At 39.7% G+C, this 19,963-nt stretch carries 26 protein-coding genes, 1 tRNA gene and 1 pseudogene; 20 read left to right on the top strand and 8 right to left on the bottom strand.

The genetic code is table 11. The annotated features are described in order from the left end of the window. Positions 1 to 227 precede the first annotated feature (227 nt). Together uvrC and ACFPOH_RS06975 are read left to right on the top strand one after the other, a co-directional pair. Positions 228 to 2,015 carry an excinuclease ABC subunit UvrC gene (uvrC, locus tag ACFPOH_RS06970; protein ID WP_342469002.1) on the top strand — a complete coding sequence of 596 codons (1,788 nt, stop codon included), beginning with the start codon at positions 228 to 230 and terminating at the stop codon, positions 2,013 to 2,015. 292 nt (positions 2,016 to 2,307) lie between these two features. After that, positions 2,308 to 3,534 carry an aspartate kinase gene (locus tag ACFPOH_RS06975; RefSeq protein WP_390309189.1) on the top strand — a complete coding sequence of 409 codons (1,227 nt, stop codon included), beginning with the start codon at positions 2,308 to 2,310 and terminating at the stop codon, positions 3,532 to 3,534. Positions 3,535 to 3,561: 27 nt separating this feature from the next. On the opposite strand, the gene ACFPOH_RS06980 is transcribed toward ACFPOH_RS06975, so the two are convergent. After that, entirely contained in the window at positions 3,562 to 3,978 is a 417-nt protein-coding gene (locus ACFPOH_RS06980; RefSeq protein WP_342469004.1) for a YslB family protein, read from the bottom strand. A gap of 293 nt (positions 3,979 to 4,271) precedes the next feature. Here ACFPOH_RS06980 and ACFPOH_RS06985 point away from each other — a divergent pair, with 293 nt between their 5' ends. The 12 genes and pseudogenes from ACFPOH_RS06985 to ACFPOH_RS07040 all read left to right on the top strand — a co-directional run. Then, positions 4,272 to 4,877 (top strand): succinate dehydrogenase cytochrome b558 subunit, encoded by a 606-nt coding sequence (locus ACFPOH_RS06985; protein ID WP_390309191.1) that lies wholly within the window; start codon positions 4,272 to 4,274, stop codon positions 4,875 to 4,877. 46 nt (positions 4,878 to 4,923) lie between these two features. After that, positions 4,924 to 6,684 carry a succinate dehydrogenase flavoprotein subunit gene (gene sdhA, locus ACFPOH_RS06990; RefSeq protein WP_342469006.1) on the top strand — a complete coding sequence of 587 codons (1,761 nt, stop codon included), beginning with the start codon at positions 4,924 to 4,926 and terminating at the stop codon, positions 6,682 to 6,684. A 2-nt stretch (positions 6,685 to 6,686) separates the two neighbouring features. Beyond that, positions 6,687 to 7,469, top strand: coding sequence for a succinate dehydrogenase iron-sulfur subunit (gene sdhB / locus ACFPOH_RS06995; RefSeq protein ID WP_342469007.1), 783 nt, complete (start codon positions 6,687 to 6,689; stop codon positions 7,467 to 7,469). 241 nt (positions 7,470 to 7,710) lie between these two features. Further along, positions 7,711 to 8,157 (top strand): acyl-CoA thioesterase, encoded by a 447-nt coding sequence (locus ACFPOH_RS07000; protein WP_342581619.1) that lies wholly within the window; start codon positions 7,711 to 7,713, stop codon positions 8,155 to 8,157. A 71-nt stretch (positions 8,158 to 8,228) separates the two neighbouring features. After that, positions 8,229 to 8,450 carry a helix-turn-helix domain-containing protein gene (locus ACFPOH_RS07005; protein WP_016837203.1) on the top strand — a complete coding sequence of 74 codons (222 nt, stop codon included), beginning with the start codon at positions 8,229 to 8,231 and terminating at the stop codon, positions 8,448 to 8,450. A gap of 260 nt (positions 8,451 to 8,710) precedes the next feature. After that, positions 8,711 to 9,508: a glutamate racemase gene (racE, locus tag ACFPOH_RS07010; protein WP_342469009.1), complete on the top strand. Its 798-nt coding sequence runs from the start codon at positions 8,711 to 8,713 to the stop codon at positions 9,506 to 9,508. A 249-nt stretch (positions 9,509 to 9,757) separates the two neighbouring features. Further along, entirely contained in the window at positions 9,758 to 10,513 is a 756-nt protein-coding gene (rph, locus tag ACFPOH_RS07015; RefSeq protein WP_390309192.1) for a ribonuclease PH, read from the top strand. Then, the gene (locus tag ACFPOH_RS07020; protein WP_390309194.1) at positions 10,510 to 11,103 is read left to right on the top strand and encodes an XTP/dITP diphosphatase; all 594 of its coding nucleotides are present in this window, start codon (positions 10,510 to 10,512) and stop codon (positions 11,101 to 11,103) included. The genes rph and ACFPOH_RS07020 overlap by 4 nt, the downstream gene beginning before the upstream one ends. A 94-nt stretch (positions 11,104 to 11,197) precedes the next feature. Continuing rightward, positions 11,198 to 11,527, top strand: coding sequence for a zinc ribbon domain-containing protein YjdM (locus tag ACFPOH_RS07025; protein ID WP_342581616.1), 330 nt, complete (start codon positions 11,198 to 11,200; stop codon positions 11,525 to 11,527). A gap of 191 nt (positions 11,528 to 11,718) precedes the next feature. Continuing rightward, entirely contained in the window at positions 11,719 to 12,222 is a 504-nt protein-coding gene (locus ACFPOH_RS07030; protein ID WP_390309195.1) for a metallophosphoesterase, read from the top strand. 105 nt (positions 12,223 to 12,327) lie between these two features. Beyond that, positions 12,328 to 12,401: transfer RNA gene (locus ACFPOH_RS07035), tRNA-Arg, on the top strand. A 6-nt stretch (positions 12,402 to 12,407) separates the two neighbouring features. Next, positions 12,408 to 12,575: pseudogene (locus ACFPOH_RS07040) on the top strand (Ltp family lipoprotein); the annotation flags it as partial. Between the two features lie 339 nt (positions 12,576 to 12,914). Here ACFPOH_RS07040 and ACFPOH_RS07045 read toward each other — a convergent pair. From ACFPOH_RS07045 to ACFPOH_RS07075, 7 genes are all read right to left on the bottom strand, one after another. Then, the gene (locus ACFPOH_RS07045; RefSeq protein ID WP_390309196.1) at positions 12,915 to 13,637 is read right to left on the bottom strand and encodes a DUF3169 family protein; all 723 of its coding nucleotides are present in this window, start codon (positions 13,635 to 13,637) and stop codon (positions 12,915 to 12,917) included. Beyond that, entirely contained in the window at positions 13,588 to 13,794 is a 207-nt protein-coding gene (locus tag ACFPOH_RS07050) for a helix-turn-helix transcriptional regulator (RefSeq protein WP_342469015.1), read from the bottom strand. The genes ACFPOH_RS07045 and ACFPOH_RS07050 overlap by 50 nt, the downstream gene beginning before the upstream one ends. Before the next feature lie 355 nt (positions 13,795 to 14,149). Further along, positions 14,150 to 14,356, bottom strand: coding sequence for a DUF4177 domain-containing protein (locus tag ACFPOH_RS07055; protein ID WP_342469016.1), 207 nt, complete (start codon positions 14,354 to 14,356; stop codon positions 14,150 to 14,152). A gap of 388 nt (positions 14,357 to 14,744) precedes the next feature. Next, positions 14,745 to 15,953, bottom strand: coding sequence for a site-specific integrase (locus ACFPOH_RS07060; RefSeq protein WP_390309198.1), 1,209 nt, complete (start codon positions 15,951 to 15,953; stop codon positions 14,745 to 14,747). 41 nt (positions 15,954 to 15,994) lie between these two features. Continuing rightward, the gene (locus tag ACFPOH_RS07065; RefSeq protein WP_390309200.1) at positions 15,995 to 16,423 is read right to left on the bottom strand and encodes an ImmA/IrrE family metallo-endopeptidase; all 429 of its coding nucleotides are present in this window, start codon (positions 16,421 to 16,423) and stop codon (positions 15,995 to 15,997) included. A 38-nt stretch (positions 16,424 to 16,461) separates the two neighbouring features. After that, positions 16,462 to 16,716, bottom strand: coding sequence for a minor capsid protein (locus ACFPOH_RS07070; protein ID WP_390309202.1), 255 nt, complete (start codon positions 16,714 to 16,716; stop codon positions 16,462 to 16,464). Between the two features lie 18 nt (positions 16,717 to 16,734). After that, a complete protein-coding gene (locus ACFPOH_RS07075) occupies positions 16,735 to 17,154 on the bottom strand; it encodes a helix-turn-helix domain-containing protein (RefSeq protein WP_390309203.1) in 420 nt (139 codons plus the stop codon). A gap of 180 nt (positions 17,155 to 17,334) precedes the next feature. Between ACFPOH_RS07075 and ACFPOH_RS07080 the strand changes: the two genes are divergently transcribed. The 6 genes from ACFPOH_RS07080 (at position 17,335) to ACFPOH_RS07105 (ending at position 19,953) form a co-directional block, all read left to right on the top strand. Beyond that, positions 17,335 to 17,574 (top strand): helix-turn-helix transcriptional regulator, encoded by a 240-nt coding sequence (locus ACFPOH_RS07080; RefSeq protein ID WP_390309204.1) that lies wholly within the window; start codon positions 17,335 to 17,337, stop codon positions 17,572 to 17,574. A gap of 112 nt (positions 17,575 to 17,686) precedes the next feature. After that, positions 17,687 to 18,064 (top strand): hypothetical protein, encoded by a 378-nt coding sequence (locus ACFPOH_RS07085; protein ID WP_168412053.1) that lies wholly within the window; start codon positions 17,687 to 17,689, stop codon positions 18,062 to 18,064. Between the two features lie 120 nt (positions 18,065 to 18,184). Beyond that, positions 18,185 to 18,484, top strand: coding sequence for a helix-turn-helix domain-containing protein (locus tag ACFPOH_RS07090; protein ID WP_390309206.1), 300 nt, complete (start codon positions 18,185 to 18,187; stop codon positions 18,482 to 18,484). Further along, positions 18,475 to 18,735: a hypothetical protein gene (locus tag ACFPOH_RS07095; RefSeq protein ID WP_390309207.1), complete on the top strand. Its 261-nt coding sequence runs from the start codon at positions 18,475 to 18,477 to the stop codon at positions 18,733 to 18,735. Before ACFPOH_RS07090 ends, ACFPOH_RS07095 begins: the two co-directional genes overlap by 10 nt. A gap of 462 nt (positions 18,736 to 19,197) precedes the next feature. Beyond that, entirely contained in the window at positions 19,198 to 19,401 is a 204-nt protein-coding gene (locus ACFPOH_RS07100; protein ID WP_168412050.1) for a hypothetical protein, read from the top strand. A 72-nt stretch (positions 19,402 to 19,473) separates the two neighbouring features. Beyond that, positions 19,474 to 19,953 (top strand): siphovirus Gp157 family protein, encoded by a 480-nt coding sequence (locus ACFPOH_RS07105; RefSeq protein WP_390309209.1) that lies wholly within the window; start codon positions 19,474 to 19,476, stop codon positions 19,951 to 19,953. Positions 19,954 to 19,963 lie beyond the last annotated feature (10 nt).

Consider the following 19,963-nt stretch of genomic DNA (forward strand, 5'->3'; position numbering starts at 1 on the left):
GGGCTCGAGCCGGGCCCGCGGAAAGCGTCCCCGGAACGGAAATCAATTTTCTTCAATTATCAAAAAAACACCATTTTCTCCCGGGAGAAAATGGTGTTTTTTATCTTTTGTCCCAGCCTCTTTTTTTATACTCACAGTTTCCGCAGAGAAAACTTCTCGCTTTTTGCATACATATATCCATATAATATAGTTAGTAAGCAGGTTGATAAAATGCAGGGTGATACTTCATGAATGAAACAATTCAAAATAAACTGGCGCTTTTGCCGGAGCTGCCCGGATGCTATTTGATGAAAGACAGGCAGGGAACGGTGATATATGTAGGAAAAGCAAAAATTTTAAAAAACAGGGTCCGTTCCTATTTTACCGGCTCCCACGACGGAAAAACGCAGCTTTTGGTAAGTGAAATAGAGGATTTTGAATATATCGTGACCTCCAGTGATTTGGAGGCTTTGATATTGGAACTCAACTTGATCAAACAATATGACCCGAAATATAACGTGATGCTGAAGGATGATAAAAGTTATCCTTACATAAAAATTACGAATGAAAAATATCCGCGAATCATTACGACGAGAAAAGTCAAAAAAGACAAAGCAAAATATTTTGGGCCATATCCGAATGTATCTGCGGCAAATGAAACAAAGAAACTGCTCAACCGCATCTATCCATTGAGAAAATGCAACCGCATGCCGGACCGGGTTTGCTTGTATTATCATATGGGACAATGTTTGGCTCCATGTGTAAAAGAGATTGATCCGAAAATTTATGAAGAGATGACCAATGAAATTGTGCGATTTTTGAATGGCGGCCATGAAGAAGTGAAAAAAGAATTGGAGAAAAAGATGGTGGAGGCTGCGGAAAAGCTTGAATTTGAACGGGCGAAAGAATATCGGGACCAAATCCAAAATATCGAAGCGGTCATGGAAAAACAGAAAATTGTGTCAGGCGATCAAACCAACCGCGACGTATTTGGTTATGCCGTCGATAAAGGCTGGATGTGCGTGCAAGTCTTTTTCGTCCGCCAAGGCAAGCTGATTGAGCGGGATGTATCGCTATTCCCGATATACCGGGATCCGGAAGAGGAATTTTTAACCTATGTCGGCCGTTTTTATGATACGGAACACATCAAGCCGAAGGAAATTTTAATACCGGATCATATTGATAAAGCGATTTTGGAAGAATTATTACATGTGAAAGTCATAGTGCCAAAACGGGGCCAAAAAAAAGAGTTGGTGGAGCTGGCAAACAAGAACGCGACACTTGCCATCCAGGAAAAATTCCAATTGATCGAGCGGCAGGAAGAACGTACCATCGGCGCCTGCCAACAATTGGGCGAAGCGCTCAATATTGCAACCCCATATCGCATCGAAGCTTTTGACAACAGTCATCTGCATGGTGCGGATCCGGTCAGCGCAATGGTCGTATTTATTGATGGAAAGCCGGCAAAGAAAGAATACCGCAAATATAAATTGAGGGAAGCTGCAAAACATGACGACTATGGCGCAATGCAGGAAGTCATCCGCAGGCGTTACACCCGTGTATTGAGGGATCATTTGCCGCTTCCGGATCTGATCATCATCGACGGTGGAAAAGGGCAGATGGAAGTGGCCCGGGAAGTGTTGGAAGATGAACTGGGTTTGTCCATTCCCATCGCCGGTCTTGCAAAGGATGATAAGCATCGCACTTCAGAACTCTTATTCGGGGATCCGCCCGTTTCCATTCCTTTGAAAAAAACGAGCGACGCCTTTTACTTGCTTCAGCGCATACAGGATGAAGTCCACCGCTTCGCCATCACGTTTTTAAGACAGCAGCATCAAACGAACGCTTTCCGCTCGGTTCTCGACGAAATCGAAGGCGTGGGTCCAAAGCGGAAAAAGCAATTATTGCATCATTTCGGCTCCGTGAAAAAAATCAAAGAAGCATCTGTTGAAGAATTGATGGAAGCAAAGATGCCCAAAGCGGTTGCGGAATCCATCTATCAACATTTCCATGGAGACACATTGTCAAAGCAATAACTGTATGATATTGTAAGTTTGAAAAGTTGAAATGTTCAGATAGTAATGGGAGCTTCATGGGCAACCGGCAGGAGAAGCGGGATTTCCGAGGTGCTATGGAATTGTACGTTCGGGTTGAATCTGTTTTTATCAAAGCAATATTAGACAGTCAGAATCCTGATGGTTCTGAGGAGCTATCTCAAAAAGGGGAATTGAGGCAGCTTTTCACCACCCTTGTGAAGAGTTGCTTTTTTCTTTCGTCATAGAAACATTGGAACTTCGCTTGGCTAGTGAAATTAAGGGGAGTGTAGCGATGATTAACATTGTAGTGAAATTGAATGAAAAGAATTTGTCTACGCCTGAACAAATTGGAGAAACAGCAAAAAGGCTGATTGAAGAAAAAAAATTTGGCCGCAATGTGGTGGCGGTGGTCCCTTCAACGGAATTGATCAACGGCAGTTTGGAAAAAATCGCCTTTTCATTATCCGATTCCCCAACGGAAAGGGAATTGGATGCCATCCATTCCACAAATGCCCAAATCGCCGCCAGCTTGTTGTCCATCGCCATTCAAAAAAGGGGGTTTAGAGCCCATTCCCTCAATGGTTGGCAACTTGGGGTGCGAACAACGAAAAAAACGGCAGGACATGCCCGAATCGAAGAACTTAACGGGGATGTCATCATCGAACGGTTCAAAAAAGGTGAAATTGTGGTTGTAGCAGGTGGACAAGGGGTCGATGAGGAAAATGACATCACCTTGCTTGGCGATGGAGGATCAGATACAACTGCGGTAGCGGTGGCAAAAAGCATCGGTGCAGATCGGGTTGAAATTTATACGGAACTTGACGGAGTGTATACAGGAGATCCAAGCACCATTCAGCGGGCACGCAAACTGAAAGACATCACATATGATGAGATGTTGGAACTGTCTTATTTGGGTTCCAAAGTCGTTCACCCGAGAGCAGTGGAGTTGGCAAAAAAATTTGAGATACCAATCGTTGTCCGCTCGAGTACAAAAAATGTCCGAGGTACATTGATTAAGGGAGAGATCGAAATGGAGAAAAATTTAATCGTTCGTGGCGTTGCATATGAGACTGACATCATCCGTTTTACAGTCGGCTATGAATCTTTGGAAAAATCTTCCCTTGCGAATTTGTTCAATACACTGGCGAAACATCATGTGAATGTGGACATAATCGTTCAGTCCGTTATGAGCGAAGTGAAGCCGACAATCTCTTTTTCAATTGCAAAAGAAGATTTGGCGAATGCGGTGAAAGTTCTTGAAGATCATAAAGAAGAACTCGGCTTCCAATTTGCGGATTTCGAAGTCGGTTTGGCAAAAGTGTCCATCGTCGGTTCGGGCATGGTTTCCAATCCAGGGGTGGCTGCAAGAATGTTTGCCCGTTTATGCAAAGAAAATATACCTGTGAAAATGGTTTCCACTTCCGAGATCAAAGTTTCCGTTGTTGTGCCTCAGGATGATATGATCCGCGCCGCCAACGCATTGCATGAAGAGTTCGGCCTTGCCGAGGAATTGGTGTGAAATAAAAAAGGGGGGCGAAATTGCCCCTCACTCTTTCGTTTTTTCTTTCAAATCCATTTTTACAGTAAAGAAAACTTGATGCTGGTTTTCCTTTTTTTCTTCAAAGCATTCCGTCAAAAAGCCTTTGAAATTTTGGATCTGTTCAGCGATAAAGCCGGCTTCCAAGCGGAAATTCCGCTCTTTGATCTTTAACTGCTCCGGATCATTCGTTAAGCGGAAAACGAATCCGTCTTTCGTTTCTTTTTCAAGGGTGAGGTCGCCCCATCCCGCATCTTTAAAGAAGGAAATGATCAAAGGGATATCGGTGCACGGGAATTTGCGGGCCAAATCTTTGCCTGCCCAATAAAGAATATCTTTTTCATGTTTTCCCAGGATGGATGGCAATAAATAATCCCTGATCAGTTCGTAACCGAAATAAGGGAATGTGTCTCTAGTTGCTGTCATATACCAAGAACCTCTTTCTACACATTTTTTTCTTTTTTTGTGAGATTATTGAAATATCGAAAAATAGAGAAAAATGTCACTTTAGAGAAAAACAGTCAATTTTATAGAAAATTTTGAAAAATTTTTACTTAGATAAATATTCGCAACGAACCTTGACGGTAATAGTTCATGGGGGTACAATGAACTTGTCATAATATTGTACCATTATGAGTAATACAGTCAATGCATAAAGCGTTTACAATTTGTGACGACTTATTGACTACTTATTTTTATCATTTAAGGGGGTATCAGTCTTGGCAAAAAATGAATTTTACTGGCGCCGACTACATTCATTACTTGGTGTTATACCTGTAGGGCTCTTCTTAATTTTCCACTTATTAGCAAACTTTACAGCAACAAGAGGAGAAGAAGCTTACAACAATTTTGTAGCAGGAATGGACAAAATTCCTTTGCTAATCGTAATTGAATGGATTGTGATCTACATTCCAATCTTATTCCATGGTTTATATGGAATCTACATTGCCTTTACAGCAACACCAAACAACAAGCGCTTCAGTACATTCCGTAACTGGATGTTCTTATTGCAACGAATTACTGGCGTGTTCCTAGTAATCTTCATTGCTTGGCACATTTTCCAAACACGCATCCAAAAAGCTTTAGGTGCAGAAGTAAACTTCAATATGATGGAAGAAATCGTTGCAAATCCTTGGATGTTAGGATTCTACATTGTGGGTATCCTTGCAGCTACATTGCACTTATCTAATGGTTTATGGGCATTCTGTGTAAGCTGGGGTATTACACAATCACCACATTCCCAAAAAGTATTCTCATGGCTATCTATGATATTCTTTGTAATCATCAGCATTATCGGTGTATCTGCAATTCTAGCATTCGCTTAATCACTAAATAGAACATCCAAACAGAAAAGAGGAGTGAGAAAAGATCATGGCTAAAAAGAAATTAATCGTTGTTGGAGGCGGCTTGGCTGGTCTAATGGCAACGATGAAAGCAGCCGAATTGGGTACTGAAGTAGAATTATTCTCATTAGTTCCTGTTAAACGTTCACACTCAGTATGTGCGCAAGGCGGAATTAATGGTGCAGTAAATACAAAAGGTGAAGGGGATTCTCCATGGATCCACTTTGACGATACAATTTACGGTGGGGACTTCTTAGCAAACCAACCACCAGTTAAAGCGATGTGTGAAGCAGCACCTGGTATCATTCACATGTTCGACCGTATGGGAGTTATGTTCAACCGTACTCCTGAAGGTTTACTTGACTTCCGTCGTTTCGGTGGTACATTGCATCACCGTACTGCATTCGCAGGTGCAACAACAGGTCAACAATTGCTTTACGCTCTTGATGAACAAGTTCGCCGCTACGAAGTGGAAGGTTTAGTAACAAAATATGAACACTGGGAATTCCTTGGTATCGTTCTTGACGATGAAGGAGTTTGCCGTGGTATCGTAGCGCAAGATTTGAAAACTTCCGAAATCAAATCATTCCGCTCTGATGCAGTAGTTATGGCAACAGGTGGTCCTGGTATCATCTTCGGTAAATCAACAAACTCTGTCATCAACACTGGTTCAGCAGCGTCTATCGTATATCAACAAGGTGCATCATATGCGAACGGTGAGTTCATCCAAATTCACCCAACTGCGATTCCTGGTGACGACAAAAACCGTCTAATGAGTGAATCTGCCCGCGGTGAAGGTGGACGTATCTGGACATATAAAGATGGTAAACCTTGGTACTTCTTAGAGGAAAAATATCCTAAATATGGTAACTTAGTACCTCGTGACATCGCAACTCGTGAAATTTTCGATGTTTGCGTAAACCAAAAATTAGGTATCAATGGTGAAAACATCGTATACCTTGACTTGTCTCACAAAGATCCGCATGAACTTGACGTTAAACTCGGCGGTATCATTGAAATTTACGAAAAATTCGTTGGTGACGACCCACGTAAAGTACCAATGAAAATCTTCCCTGCAGTTCACTACTCAATGGGTGGATTATGGGTTGACTACGATCAAATGACTGAAATTCCTGGTCTATTTGCTGCCGGAGAATGTGACTACAGTCAACACGGTGCAAACCGTTTAGGCGCGAACTCCTTGCTTTCTGCGATTTACGGCGGTATGGTTGCCGGACCTAACGCAGTTAAATACATGGAAGGCTTGAGAAGACATGCGGACGATCTGCCACAATCTCTATATGATCAATATGAAAAACAAGAGCAGCAAAAATGGGATAACATCCTAAATATGGATAAAGGAAATGAAAACGCATACTTGCTTCATAAAGAACTAGGCGAATTGATGACAGACAACGTAACAGTTGTACGTTATAATGACCGCCTACAAAAAACATATGACACACTTGGTGATATGTTGGAACGTTGGGAAAATATCAACATCCACGACACTCAAAAGTGGAGCAACCAAGGCGCACACTTCACTCGTCAATTGAAAAACATGTTGTATCTTGCACGAGTAATCACAAAAGGTGCTTTATTGCGTAACGAATCACGCGGTGCGCACTATAAACCGGAATTCCCAGAACGTGACGATGAAAACTTCTTGAAAACAACAATGGCGAAATTCGATCCATCTACTGGAGAGCCAATCATTACTTATCAAGATGTGGACGTATCATTAATTCCACCTCGTAAACGTGACTACTCTTCGAAAGGGGATAATTAATCATGAGTACACAACAAGTGGAAAGTGGAAAAAAAGTAAGATTTAAAATTTTACGTCAAGATAATCCAAATGGTGCGAGCCGCTGGGAAGAATTTGATGTACCATATCGCCCAGGCATGAACGTGATTTCGGCATTAATGTATATTCGTCAAAATCCAGTAACTGCTGATGGAAAACAAACAACACCAGTTACTTGGGATATGAACTGCCTCGAAGAAGTTTGTGGTGCATGTTCGATGGTGATTAATGGTCGTCCACGTCAATCCTGCTCTGCGTTGGTCGATCAACTTGAACAACCAATTCGCCTTGAACCAATGAAAACTTTCCCAGTTGTGCGTGACTTGCAAGTTGACCGTAGCCGTATGTTCAATGCGTTGAAAAAAGTTAAAGCGTGGATTCCAATTGACGGATCTTACGACTTGGGTGAAGGTCCACGTATGCCTGAACGTAAACGTCAATGGGCATATGAATTATCAAAATGCATGACTTGCGGTGTTTGTTTCGAAGCTTGTCCAAATGTTTCCGAGAAATCCAGCTTCATTGGTCCGGCTCCGCTTTCTCAAGTGCGTCTGTTCAACACACATCCAACAGGTGCGATGAACAAAGACGAACGTTTGGATGCAATCATGGGTGAAGGTGGACTAGCAAACTGCGGTAACTCTCAAAACTGTGTTGCTGCATGTCCTAAAGGTATTCCTTTAACAACATCCATTGCTTCTCTAAACAGAGCGACAACTGTTCACATGTTCCGCAAATTCTTCGGTTCCGACCACATGGTAGACTAATACAAAAAAACGCAGCCAATTCGATTTCGGATTGGCTGTTTTTTTTGAAAAATGGATGACCAATTTTAAAGAGTTTGCATACTATAGTAAGCGATTTGATTGCAGAGGGGCTGCAATATCGAATTCCCCCCTACTTTTCCCCACCCCTTTCAACACGGTTCGACATTTTCATTCATTTCGATGTTCAAACAACTATTGTATAATCATAATTGTTATATGAATAAAATAAGGGGATGGGAATATGAAAGAAGCTTATATTGACGATTTACAACAATGGGAGAAAGAATTTAAATTTTACACTGAAGAAATAGTCCGGTTTGGTGATGTAGACATGTATGGCCATTTGAACAATGTGGTGCCTTTTTCTTATTTTGAACATGCCCGCATTGAGTATTTCAAATGGCTGAACATCAAAAGCAATTGGGGTTCGCAAGATGAACAATTGATCCCCGTTGCAGCGGATTTGCAATGCGATTATTTGAAGCAGGTCTATTACGAAGAGAAATTGAGGGTTTATGTGAAAACAGCACGTGTGGGGAATTCATCCATAGATCTTCATTATATGGTAAAAAATGAAAAAGATGAAATTGTATTAACGGGAAGAGGGGCTTTGGTGCAAATCAATAAGGAAACAGGAAGACCTGCCCCATGGACTGAGGAACAAAAGGCAATATTAATTGGGAAATAGTGAAAATGCCCTCACAGCATTACCCCTCCTGACATACTTTACATAGAGAGGAGATAGGAGGGTGTTGCCTTATGAGTAGCCCGCAGCATCGTTCGCTACTAACGAAAAGAGAGCGGGAAATATTCCAATTATTAATTTTGGATTATTCCACAAAAGAAATATCCCAGAAATTGGGTATCAGTGAAAAAACAGTGAGAAATCATATTTCGAACACAATCCAAAAGCTGGGAGTTTCCAGCAGGTCACAGGCACTGATCGAGTTGTTAAGGCTAGACGAATTATCATTGCACTAAAAAAATTTTGCGATTCAGTTCATCATATCTGTATTCCTTTTCAAAATAACAGCCGTTTTTGCATCCACATTCTTTTTTATGTTTAAGCTGTGCATGTTTCGGGCAAATTAGCATTGATGATCATGGCATTCAGTTGAAAAGATTGTCTCCTCCTATTTCTTTGTATATAATAAAGAATCGTTGAACGAAGTAAAGAATTAATCCAAAATAGAATAGATATGAATTGACATACAAATGAAATAGGATAGAGGCGGTAACAAGTGAATGCCCCGATAGGCGTTATTGATTCAGGAGTTGGCGGCTTAACGGTTGCAAAACAGATCATCAAAGCTTTACCTAATGAAACAATCTATTATATTGGAGATACTGCAAGGTGCCCTTATGGCCCACGAAGAAAGGAAGAGGTTCTCAAATTTACGCTGCAATTGGCAAGAGCATTGGAAAAGAAACATATTAAAATGCTCGTCGTCGCATGTAATACGGCAACAGCGGTTGCATTGGACGCGTTAAGGGAACAGCTTTCGATTCCGGTAGTGGGCGTCATCAATGCAGGAGCCCGGGCAGCGGTGAAAAAAACACGGCGCAATGAAATTGTCGTACTTGCAACGGAAGGAACCATAAAAAGCGGTGCATATGAACGTGCACTTCTTTCATTAAACACAAAGGCGAAAATCATTCCTCTTGCGTGTCCGACATTTGTGCCGCTTGTGGAAAGCGGAGAATATGAAGGACAGTTTGCATTCGACCTTGTAGCCAATGGATTAAAGCCGCTTGAAAATAAAAGTTTTGATACAGTCATTTTAGGTTGTACCCACTATCCGATGATCCAACATCATATCGAAAAGGTAGTGGGACCCAATGTGACCGTTTTATCTTCAGCGGAAGAAACGGCAAAAGAAGTAAAGGAACTTTTGAACTATCAACATTTGTTTCGAACAGAAAAAAGCAAACCGCATCATATTTTCTATGTGACCGGCTCTGTGCCCATTTTCCGTTCCATCGCTGAAAATTGGCTGGAAATGGAACATCTGGATATCCGAAAAATACATTTAAAATAAAAGCGATATTTTATCCAATCACTTTGAGTCTCATGCGATTCGGTACAGATGCGGCAATAGTATCGGTTGTACCGAATTGCATGAGACATGAAGAAAGCTCGAAAGGTACATTTCGAGCTTTTTTACTTGTAGGGCAGTGCTACAAGCTATAATGAGTGTATGCCTGAAAAGTTTTAAAAATGTGCAATGACTTTTTTCTAAAGGAAAAGTATGTTAATATATGGGCGATTATTTTTAGGAGGAAAGTGCATGAGAGTAGATGGAAGAGAAGTAAACGAATTAAGACCAGTCTCTATAGAAACGGATTATTTGATGCATCCTGAAGGTTCAGTAATGATTCAAGTTGGAAATACAAAAGTGATTTGCACAGCCACATTGGAAGACAAGGTGCCAAGTTTTCTTCGTGGACAAGGGAAAGGCTGGATCACTGCAGAATATTCCATGCTGCCAAGAGCCACACAAGAGCGGACAGTCCGTGAAGCATCCCGGGGGAAAATCGGCGGCCGTACGATGGAAATCCAGCGTTTAATTGGACGGGCACTGCGGGCAGTGGTCGATTTGGAAGCATTGGGGGAAAAAACGATTTGGATAGACTGCGATGTCATTCAAGCGGATGGAGGAACGCGTACGGCTTCCATTACAGGTGCATTTGTTGCCTTGACACAGGCCATTGCAAAACTTCATAAAGAAACCCCATTTGAAAAGTTCCCTGTGACAGATTTCTTGGCTGCGACAAGTGTAGGTTTCATCGAATCCATCGGTCCTGTGTTGGATTTGAATTATGCGGAAGATTTTGAAGCAATGGTGGATATGAATCTTGTCATGACAGGAAGCGGCCGGTTTGTTGAAATTCAGGGTACCGGGGAGGAAGCGACTTTTTCCCGCGATGAATTGAATGCATTGCTTGATTTGGGGGATAAAGGGATTCGCGAATTGATTGAAATACAAAAATCGGTTCTTGGCGAAGATGCGAAGCTCATTCAAACAGAGGAGTCGGAAGAATGAAACAAGTAGTGATTGCAACAAAAAACAAAGGAAAAGCCAAAGATTTTGAAGCCATTTTCAAACCGCTGAATTACGAGGTCATCACCATGTTGGATATCGCAAACGACATGGAAATAGAAGAGACGGGAACAACCTTTGAGGAAAACGCGGTATTGAAGGCGGAAACGCTCTCAAAAGCCCTTGGAAAACTTGTGATAGCGGATGATAGCGGATTGGAGGTAGACGCCCTGGGAGGCGAACCAGGGGTGTATTCCGCCCGTTACGCGGGGGATCATGACGATGAAGCGAATATTCAAAAAGTGCTCGTGAACTTGGAGGGAGTGCCCGATGAAAAACGCACCGCCCGCTTCGTCTGTGTCATCGCCATCAGCGGACCGGATATCAAAACCAAAACTTTCCGTGGCACTTGTGAAGGGACAATCTTGCACGAAAAACGTGGTTCAAACGGTTTTGGCTATGATCCGATCTTTTACGTACCGGAACTCGGCAAAACCATGGCGGAACTGACTCCGGAACAGAAAGGGGCCATTTCCCACCGCGGAAATGCCATTCGAAAGCTGACAGAGGAATTGCCGAATGTATTGAAATAAGAAGCAGACAGTTTGGTAATTTTTATAAACAATTGAATTCTCCATAAGGATTTATTATATTATTGGTAATGCTGTGAAAATGGAGGAAAAGGAAATGATACCAAACTGTCCAAAATGCAATTCGGAATATACCTATGAAGATGGAAATTTGTTTATTTGTCCTGAATGCGCCCATGAATGGAGCGGGGATGAACAAACAGAAGAAGATGGACTGATCGTAAAAGATGCTTACGGCAATATCTTGCAGGATGGCGATACGGTGACCATCATTAAAGATTTGAAGGTAAAGGGGAGTTCATCCACATTAAAAATCGGGACAAAGGTGAAAAACATCCGATTGGTGGAAGGCGACCATAACATCGACTGCAAAATTGACGGCTTTGGCGCCATGAAACTGAAATCCGAATTTGTGAAAAAAGCGTAAGAAAAGGGGCACAAGCGGCCTCTTTTTTGTTTGGGACAAGACGATGTATATTTCTTCAGGCATTTGCATAAATTTCAATCAGAACGGCTAAGAAATTTTGAATGAACCTTTTACATTTATAGAAAAATTTATTAATATTTTATGTAGTTAGAGGATTTTTTCGTGAAAAGCAACCAATAAGGGTGAATCCGATGAAAATATTAGTAATGAGCGATACCCACGGAGATGCAGAAATTATTCAAACGGTAAAAAGCCGCCATCCTGAGGTGGATGTGGTCATTCATTGCGGAGACAGCGAACTGGATTACGATCATCCGTATTTGGAAGGGATCAAACGGGTTCGCGGAAATTGCGACCGGGACAAACGCTTCCCGGATGAAGAGCTGTTTGAAGTGGAAGGGAAAAAGATTTTTGTGACTCACGGCCATTTATTCAATGTGAAGTCCACCGTGATGAATTTGTTTTATCGCGCAAAAGAAGTGGAAGCCGATGCGGTTTTTTTTGGCCATTCACACGTGCTGGGGGCAGAGTTGATAGACAATGCCTTGTTTGTAAACCCGGGCAGTTTGTTGAAGCCGCGGGGAATGGATAAAAAGAGTTACGCGGTGATTGATTGCAAGGAGAATGTTTGGAGAGTCACCGCTTATACAGATCAAGGCGAAGAAATTTTTCAACAGGAATTTCAATTGGAATAATTGGAGAAAAATGTAGTGTGAAAATCAGGGAAAAAATAAAAAAATCCGTTGACATTTTCACACTACACTAATATAATAAATATTGTCCTTTGGAAAACGAAATATGTCTCAGTAGCTCAGCTGGATAGAGCAACGGCCTTCTAAGCCGTCGGTCGGGGGTTCGAATCCCTCCTGGGACGCTACNAGTCGACAATCTCGATTGGGATTGGAAAGCAAATGCATTGAAAAAAGCACAAGATTATGCAGAAACAATGAATATGTCAAATCAGGCTATCTATGATCAGTTAGTTTCTGAATATGGCGAAAAATTCACTCCGGAAGAAGCTCAATATGCCATTGATAATTTGAAATAATTAATAAAACCATTTTTAGCCCAAAGTTTGCCCAAAATTATATAAAATTGAGTAAATAGAAACAAGCGTTCTCGTCTATGAATGAAAAAATTTAATGAAAAAATCGATTTAATAAGGGTTTATTAATTCATATAAATGTATAAAAATTTTTTAACAGCCTTCTAAGCCGTCGGTCGGGGGTTCGAATCCCTCCTGGGACGCTAGAAAAAAGCTTGCAGATGTTGATTTATCAATGTTTGCAAGCTTTTTCTTTTTCAAAATGTCCTGTTGAAAAAATTTATTACACATATATTACACAAATAATAGCTTCTAACTACTTAATAAAAGCAGAAGGAGATCCTATTTCAACTTACCCGGTTTTAAACTGATTGTATAGCTCACTTGAATTAGCATTAATAATGCACCAATACCAATGATACCGACTAGCTGTGAGTTACCTGTAAACACAGAATAAAACATGAGACCAAATGCTAAAATCACAAGACCCCAAATGACCAATTGGTATAGATGAAATAAACCTTTTAACATGACATATTTTTCACCATCATCAAATTGTTCAAAATATTCTTCATGATAATTTTTTGATTGAGGATCGGGAAACATAAAATTGGGATTTGTAATTTTCACAATCTTTTCACTTGGAATAAAGCTCGCAATTGAAACAACCATCAGTATAGCGCTTGCGAACACAATTACTGGTTGAGAATCTCTTAATAGTAAAAATCCTATCAGAAGAGCCGTAAAGGAAATGGACATTGCTATTTGAATATAAGTTGCAGCAGTATAAGCTTTCCTTTCCAATGACACTTGATGACTATCTTCCTCTTCCATGCTGACTTCCATCAAGCTCCCTTGTTCCGCTTTCCATATATTCAAACGTGCCAATATTAAACAGAAGATCACAGCCAAGTTGGAAACGATTAATATATTTCCCTCAAATGATTGCATCTTTAATCCGGACAACAACTCATATATTCCATATAAAAAATCGCAATATACAGAATCAATAATTTCATGACAGTTCCTCCTCACTAAAAATAAATACATTTTCAATTGGTTCATTAAATACCTTTGCAATTCTGACAGCAATCAATAATGAAGGCATATATTCATTTCTTTCGATTAAACTTACTGTTTGTCTGGAGATTCTGGCCCTTTTCGCTAACTCCGTTTGAGTGAGGCCATCTCTTGCCCGTAATTCTTTGAGACGGGTTTTCATTTTATCACCTCGAATCAATTGTAAATGATATTTGTCGTTTTGACAAATATATTAGTCAAAATGAAAAATATCCATTGCAAAAAACATTAGAATTTCATTTGGATTTTTCTGTTTTTTTATTTGTCCTCCATTTAATAAATGTGGCCTGCTCCATTGAAGTAACCGAGAGGAATGTGTGTTTTATTTTATTGGCCGGGTCGTCAAAATCATTATATGATTAGTGCGGTATGATCAAGTGCCAAAGCTCAGTTTTCTCCCGGAACGCTAGAAAAAGCCCTACAACCACAACGGTTGTAAGGCTTTTTGCTGTACCCATAGTGAAACTTCAACATTTTTCCCCGAAATCATTCCTTGATTATTTCTGACGCTTAAAGACAAAAGTGTAGTAATCTACATAAATGCTGTCCACTTGATTTTGGTCATTTGTCGTGTTGGTATATTCTGGGACGATGTTGACCAATTCCCAACCTTCACCTCCATATTCATTTAGCATGGTTTCAACATTGCTTTCTCCCTCCAAGCTCATAGGACGGGTTTCCACTTTGTATTCCCAATTTGCCATATCCAACACCTCCAATTTTTTATATTCGACAAACGCCGACAATCCCCTACGAAAAAAATATGACAAAAAAATAAACATAATGGGCATACTTCACGATCAGGAATCTTCGACTGAGTCCCCTCAAGCTCCGGTCGGGGGAATTGAATTCACAAAAAAGAGGCTGGGATAAAAGATAAAAAACACCATTTTCTCCCGGGAGAAAATGGTGTTTTTTTGATAATTGAAGAAAATTGATTTCCGTTCCGGGGACGCTTTCCGCGGGCCCGGCTCGAGCCCAATGTCAGAAACTTATACANCACAAAAGCCTTACAGCCACAACGGTTGTAAGGTTTTTAATTTTTATTCATCGACATGTATCAAAAAATATTTAGCCCAAAAATAGCCCAAATCACTCTTTTTCTTCATTTCCGATGAAAAATTTTTCAAAATGTGAACTTGCTCGTTGATCCGTTTCTTTTAATAGATGTCCATAAACATTCAAAGTAGTACTTATATTTGCGTGTCCTAATCGAGACTGTATAACTTTTGGGTGTTCCCCGGCATGAATTAATAAAGTTGCTGATGTGTGTCGTAAGTCATGGAATCGAATACGAGGTAAATCCGGATTGCGATCCATAAACCGCTCCCACCATTGACTAATGGAGTCCGGTCGATACGGCTTCCCGTTTTCATCAGAAAATAGAAATGTATGTTCTTTCCATTTTCTTTCATTACCTAATTGGGCTAAATGTTGTTTTTTCATGGTTACCCACCGAATTAATTCATCCATTACGTTCTTTGGAATTGTCACAACACGTTTTCTTTTACCTTTGGTTTCTTTTAAAATCAGTCCGTCTTTCGCTTGTTCAAATTCCTCTTTTTTAGCTATAACCAGTGCTTGTTCAATCAAAATGCTGCTATTCTCGGCGTTTAAATGTTTTTCCTCAAGCGCAGCAATTTCGCCTTGTCTTGCGCCACTGACAATTGCTAATTCGACAATTAAGCATTTTTCAGGACTTTCCCTTTTCCTTAATCGTTCAAATAACCGGGCAACCTCATTTTCGTTATATGCCTTTCCTTCTTCGTATTTCAATTTTGGTAACTTGATGTTTTTGCATGGCGATTCATCTATTAATTCCCATTCTACCGCAGCCCTCATAATACTTGCGAATGCTTTGTAAATATTTCTAATAGTTGAAGGGGCAAGATTCCCATCTAACCCATCAAGTCGTTTGTTTTTCCTTTGCAAATCACTAATAAAAAAAGCTATATCCACTTTTTTTATATCCCTTAATTTCATATCCCCGAAAACGGGTAATATTCGCTTTTCTAAATGAGTGCAATTGTCAACAAAAGTTCTTGGGCTGTAATGTTGTTTAGCATAATGTTCCTTCCATCTTGGGTAAAGTTCATTTAATGTAATGTTTGCGGTTTCTCCAAAATACAATTCCTCTTTTTGTTTTAATTCGGCTTCAAATAAAATTAATTGGCGTTCAGCTTCTTTTTCACTTTTTGCTGTGATAATCCTAGTTTTTCTTAAACGCCTTTTACCTCTATAACCTAAATCAGCTACTAATTGATATTTATTTTTTTCTTTAAGTTTTCGAACATAACTCACGTTAACCATCCTTTCAGAATATATGTTCGTTTTTGTGTGTATTAAAAATACTTCTTACATTTCAATTCGACCAGTTCAACTGGCACTTGATATGCAGAAGCGATGTCAAAGATGTTATTGTATTCTATAAAACAATCATCCGGTATTAATAATTCAGCAGCAAATCTGTTGGCTTCTCTCTCAATCTTATTAACTGATAATAGAGTATTTTTCTGCATAAACGGCGTGTTAACCCTGGTATGCAATATTGCGTGCCCAAGTTCATGGGCACATACTACACGTTGAAAATCGTCGTCTAAGTTGCAATTAATTACTATGTATCGATTTCGACGATCGTATTTATAATAACCGTTGATTTGTTCGTGTAAATCCCATTTGATGACATGGATGTTTTTCTGAGCTGCAATTTCAAATGGGTCAGATGTATTATGTTTTTTAATTAGTTTTACAACTTCGTTTTTCAACCACATTCAATCACCACATTTTATAGTAAAAAACAAGACATAGTTTATTTTTTTATTTCAGTTATCGAATAAATAGCTAAACAACGACACCCTTCGTGAAAAGGCGGGTGATTAACGCCTATTACAGCCTCTATAACACTTGTTGTGTATCCATCAAATTTTTCGCATTTACTACAAACCCTACCATCTTTCATGTGTCTTACTTTATATGACATTAGAATGCCATTTTCATGTGATTTTTTCGCTTTATCAAGTTCTTCTTTCATTCTTTTATATCTTTCTTCATACTTTTTATCCATCAAATCATCCCCAATGTATTATTCTTCATTCCTAAACTTCTTAGGAATATACTTCTTATTAATTTTCTGCGTCTGCCGAAAAATATACTCCATCGATTCAATAAGTGATTCTTTTGCTTCTTCTGAAAGCGGCTCTCCATTGAATGCTAATCCATCCGAATTTTCAATTTCTTCTCGGAATTTTTGTATTCGTTTAGCGATGTCTTTTTCGGCTTTGTCCGAATAAGGTTTCCTGATATCAGTTTCGCACGTTATGTAGTCAATACTAACATCATATTTCTTTGCTAATTTTTTTAAATTGCTTATAGAAATTTCGTTTCTACCTTGTTCGTAATAGCCATACGCACTCTCACTTATATTTAAAAATTTTGCAACATCAGCTTGTGTTAATTTAGCTTCTTTACGTAGCGATTTAAGCCGTTCGGGGATAGTGGACATTATTCGCACCCCTTTCTGCCATTGTTTTAATAACATTATACAACTGTATGTTGGGTTATTGAAAATAATATATAAAAACACAACTAAAAATCTTATTTTTAAGTTGACAGACAACAAAATGTTGTGTAATATAAAAACAACAAAAAGTTGGGGGTGAATAGATGAGACGAACGAAATTAATTGAATGCCGTAAAAATAATGGTTGGCTCCAAAAAAGATGTGGTGAAACAACTTTCAGAAAGATTCAACATCAATATTAGTGAAAGTTATTATGGGATGATTGAACAAGGTGTAAGAACTCCTTCGCTTCATATAGCTTTAGCTATAGCTCAATTATTTGATGCTGAACCATCAGAACTTTTTTTAGATAATAACACAACATTTTGTTGTGAAAATGGCATGAAAAACAAAACCGCATAGGAGGTGAACTGGGCGCGGTCAAATCTATTTCATTAACAAATTTTTATCAAACAAAAAAGTAATATAAAAGGCTGTCGGGCAACAGCCTTTTGAACAAAAGGAGGGCTAGCAAATGAACCTAAGCCGATTGCTCGAGGATATTCAATCACAAGAATACGAACTTTTCGAGAAAAGACTCACAGCAGTTATCGAGAAAGCTTATCTCCAGGGTGTTGAAGATGGCCGTGAATATATGAAATCAAAATTCGAATATCCTGAACGAATGAGAAAGTCCGATTTAGCCAAATTCTTTAACTGCTCACTGCCACAAGTGGAAAAAATTATACGCATGGATGGGTTTCCACGAGATAAAGCAGTCCAAGCTCGTTATCCAAGAGATAAAGTGTTCGAGTGGGCAGACAAGAACATTGAATATATGAACGAGCGATTAGGCATTTACATCAGTCAAGCTGAATGGCTCAGACTGATACGAGGGCAAAAAACTAGTTAGAGGTCGGGCAGAACCTCTATCTATATATTAATCTCATTTTGCTTAGATAGAAATTCAAATAATGAATAAATTCTGAAACTGAATATTCCGAATCGGAATATTCCAAGGGGGGTGAATATCGTGCAAATCGCAACAGAGTATCACAAGATACTCAAACAATTCCGCAAAAAAGCAAAATTAACGCAGGAAGAAATAGCGGACAAACTCAACATGACACAATCGACGATTAGCAAAATTGAGTCCGGCCGACACATCATCGATATTCGCACATTCTTTGACTGGATTCGGGCGACTGGATGTGATGCGCAAGCGGCTTTGATGACATTCGGTCCGGACGTAATTATCAACGCGTTTAATCTATTGCAGACGGTGCCGGCAGCATTTATCAATATCGGAGGTGTTTTATTGAAATGGATTTAAGAATGATTAGTTTGGAAATCGCGAAAGAGAAAGCGTGCATTGATGATCTTTTAGAAATGATCGGCATGCATACACAAGATGGGCGATTAGATTTGGCTATGGCAAGAACTATTGATTTGATTCGTTCAATTGAACGGATTCAAAAGCTCGAAAACCAACGCAGATTTTACTTAACAATACATGATTTATCAAATCGAGGAATTTTATGCGAGGTGGTCAAAAGGTGCGAAAGTTTAAATGGCGTAAGTTGACATTAATTCAAAAGTTGTTGCTATCAAGCGAGGTGATCAGATGAAGTGGCTCAATGATTACTTTTTCGAAGGACAAGGTACCATATCAGATTTCATTTGGTTCTTTGGACCGTTATTATTCGGAATTATCTCAACGGTTTTCTTATATATTCACACTCATTAAAAAACCGCTAACCAAAATGGTTAACGGCAGACTAATATACACTAATTCAATTATAACACAAATGATGATGGGTTGCGAGTCTAACTCGCTCCTATCCAGCAGTTCACAAGCGGTTGGTTAGCCGAATCCTCCTAAAAGACGGATGCTTGTGGGCTGCCGGATGGGATTAGCAATCTATCTACAACCGAGCCCAGCTTCGCCAAGACTCCATTCGGACGAGCGGCAGCTACTCTGTAGCCCCAGCGGCCAAGACGTTGTAGGTAGATTGGTGATTCTATCACCAGAAAGGAGGTGACAGTATGAGACCAGTCGATGTTGAAAATCCAATGGTCCTCGGCGGAGTTTATCCGGAAGATGTAGCTAGCCCGATCGGAAAATGTAAAACGTGTCATGAGATTATCTATCCAGGAGATGGCGCCGCAACATTCGATGATGAACTGTTTTGCAGTCCGAGTTGTTTGTGGGAGTATCTCATGGATGACGGATCCCTCGAAGAAATTTAAAAAGACCACCATACAAGTGGTCTACGTTTCAAAAAAATTTGGTTACTGAAATTATAGCATAGGAGGGCTTAGATGGCTACATTATACGAATTAAACGAAATGTACCGTAACATTCAGTTTTTAATTGAATCAGGTGAATACACGGAAGAAGAATTGAAATTTGCTATCGATTCGGTGAACGGAGAAATTAGCGAAAAATTAGAAGGTTATGCGATGGTTGTGAAAAATCTTGAATCCGATATTGCCGGTTTAAAAGCGGAAGAAAAACGTTTAGCTGACCGTCGTAAATCGCTTGAGAATGGCGTTGAACGCATGAAAGAAGCGATGCAAGATACTTTGTTGCTTACAGGTGAAAAACGTGTAAAAACATCGAAATTTACAATATCACTCCGCAAATCTACTTCTGTGGAAGTAGAAAACGAGGATTTAATTCCAGAAGAATTTGTGAAAATCACAAAAACAATTAGCAAAAGCGAATTGGCCAAACGTTTGAAAGAAACAGAAGTTCCTGGAGCGAAACTTGTGGAAAAAGAATCATTACAAATTCTTTAAGGAGGGTTTA

Source organism: Ureibacillus suwonensis (assembly GCF_042655065.1).
In the GTDB taxonomy this organism is placed as follows: Bacteria; Bacillota; Bacilli; order Bacillales_A; family Planococcaceae; genus Ureibacillus; species Ureibacillus suwonensis.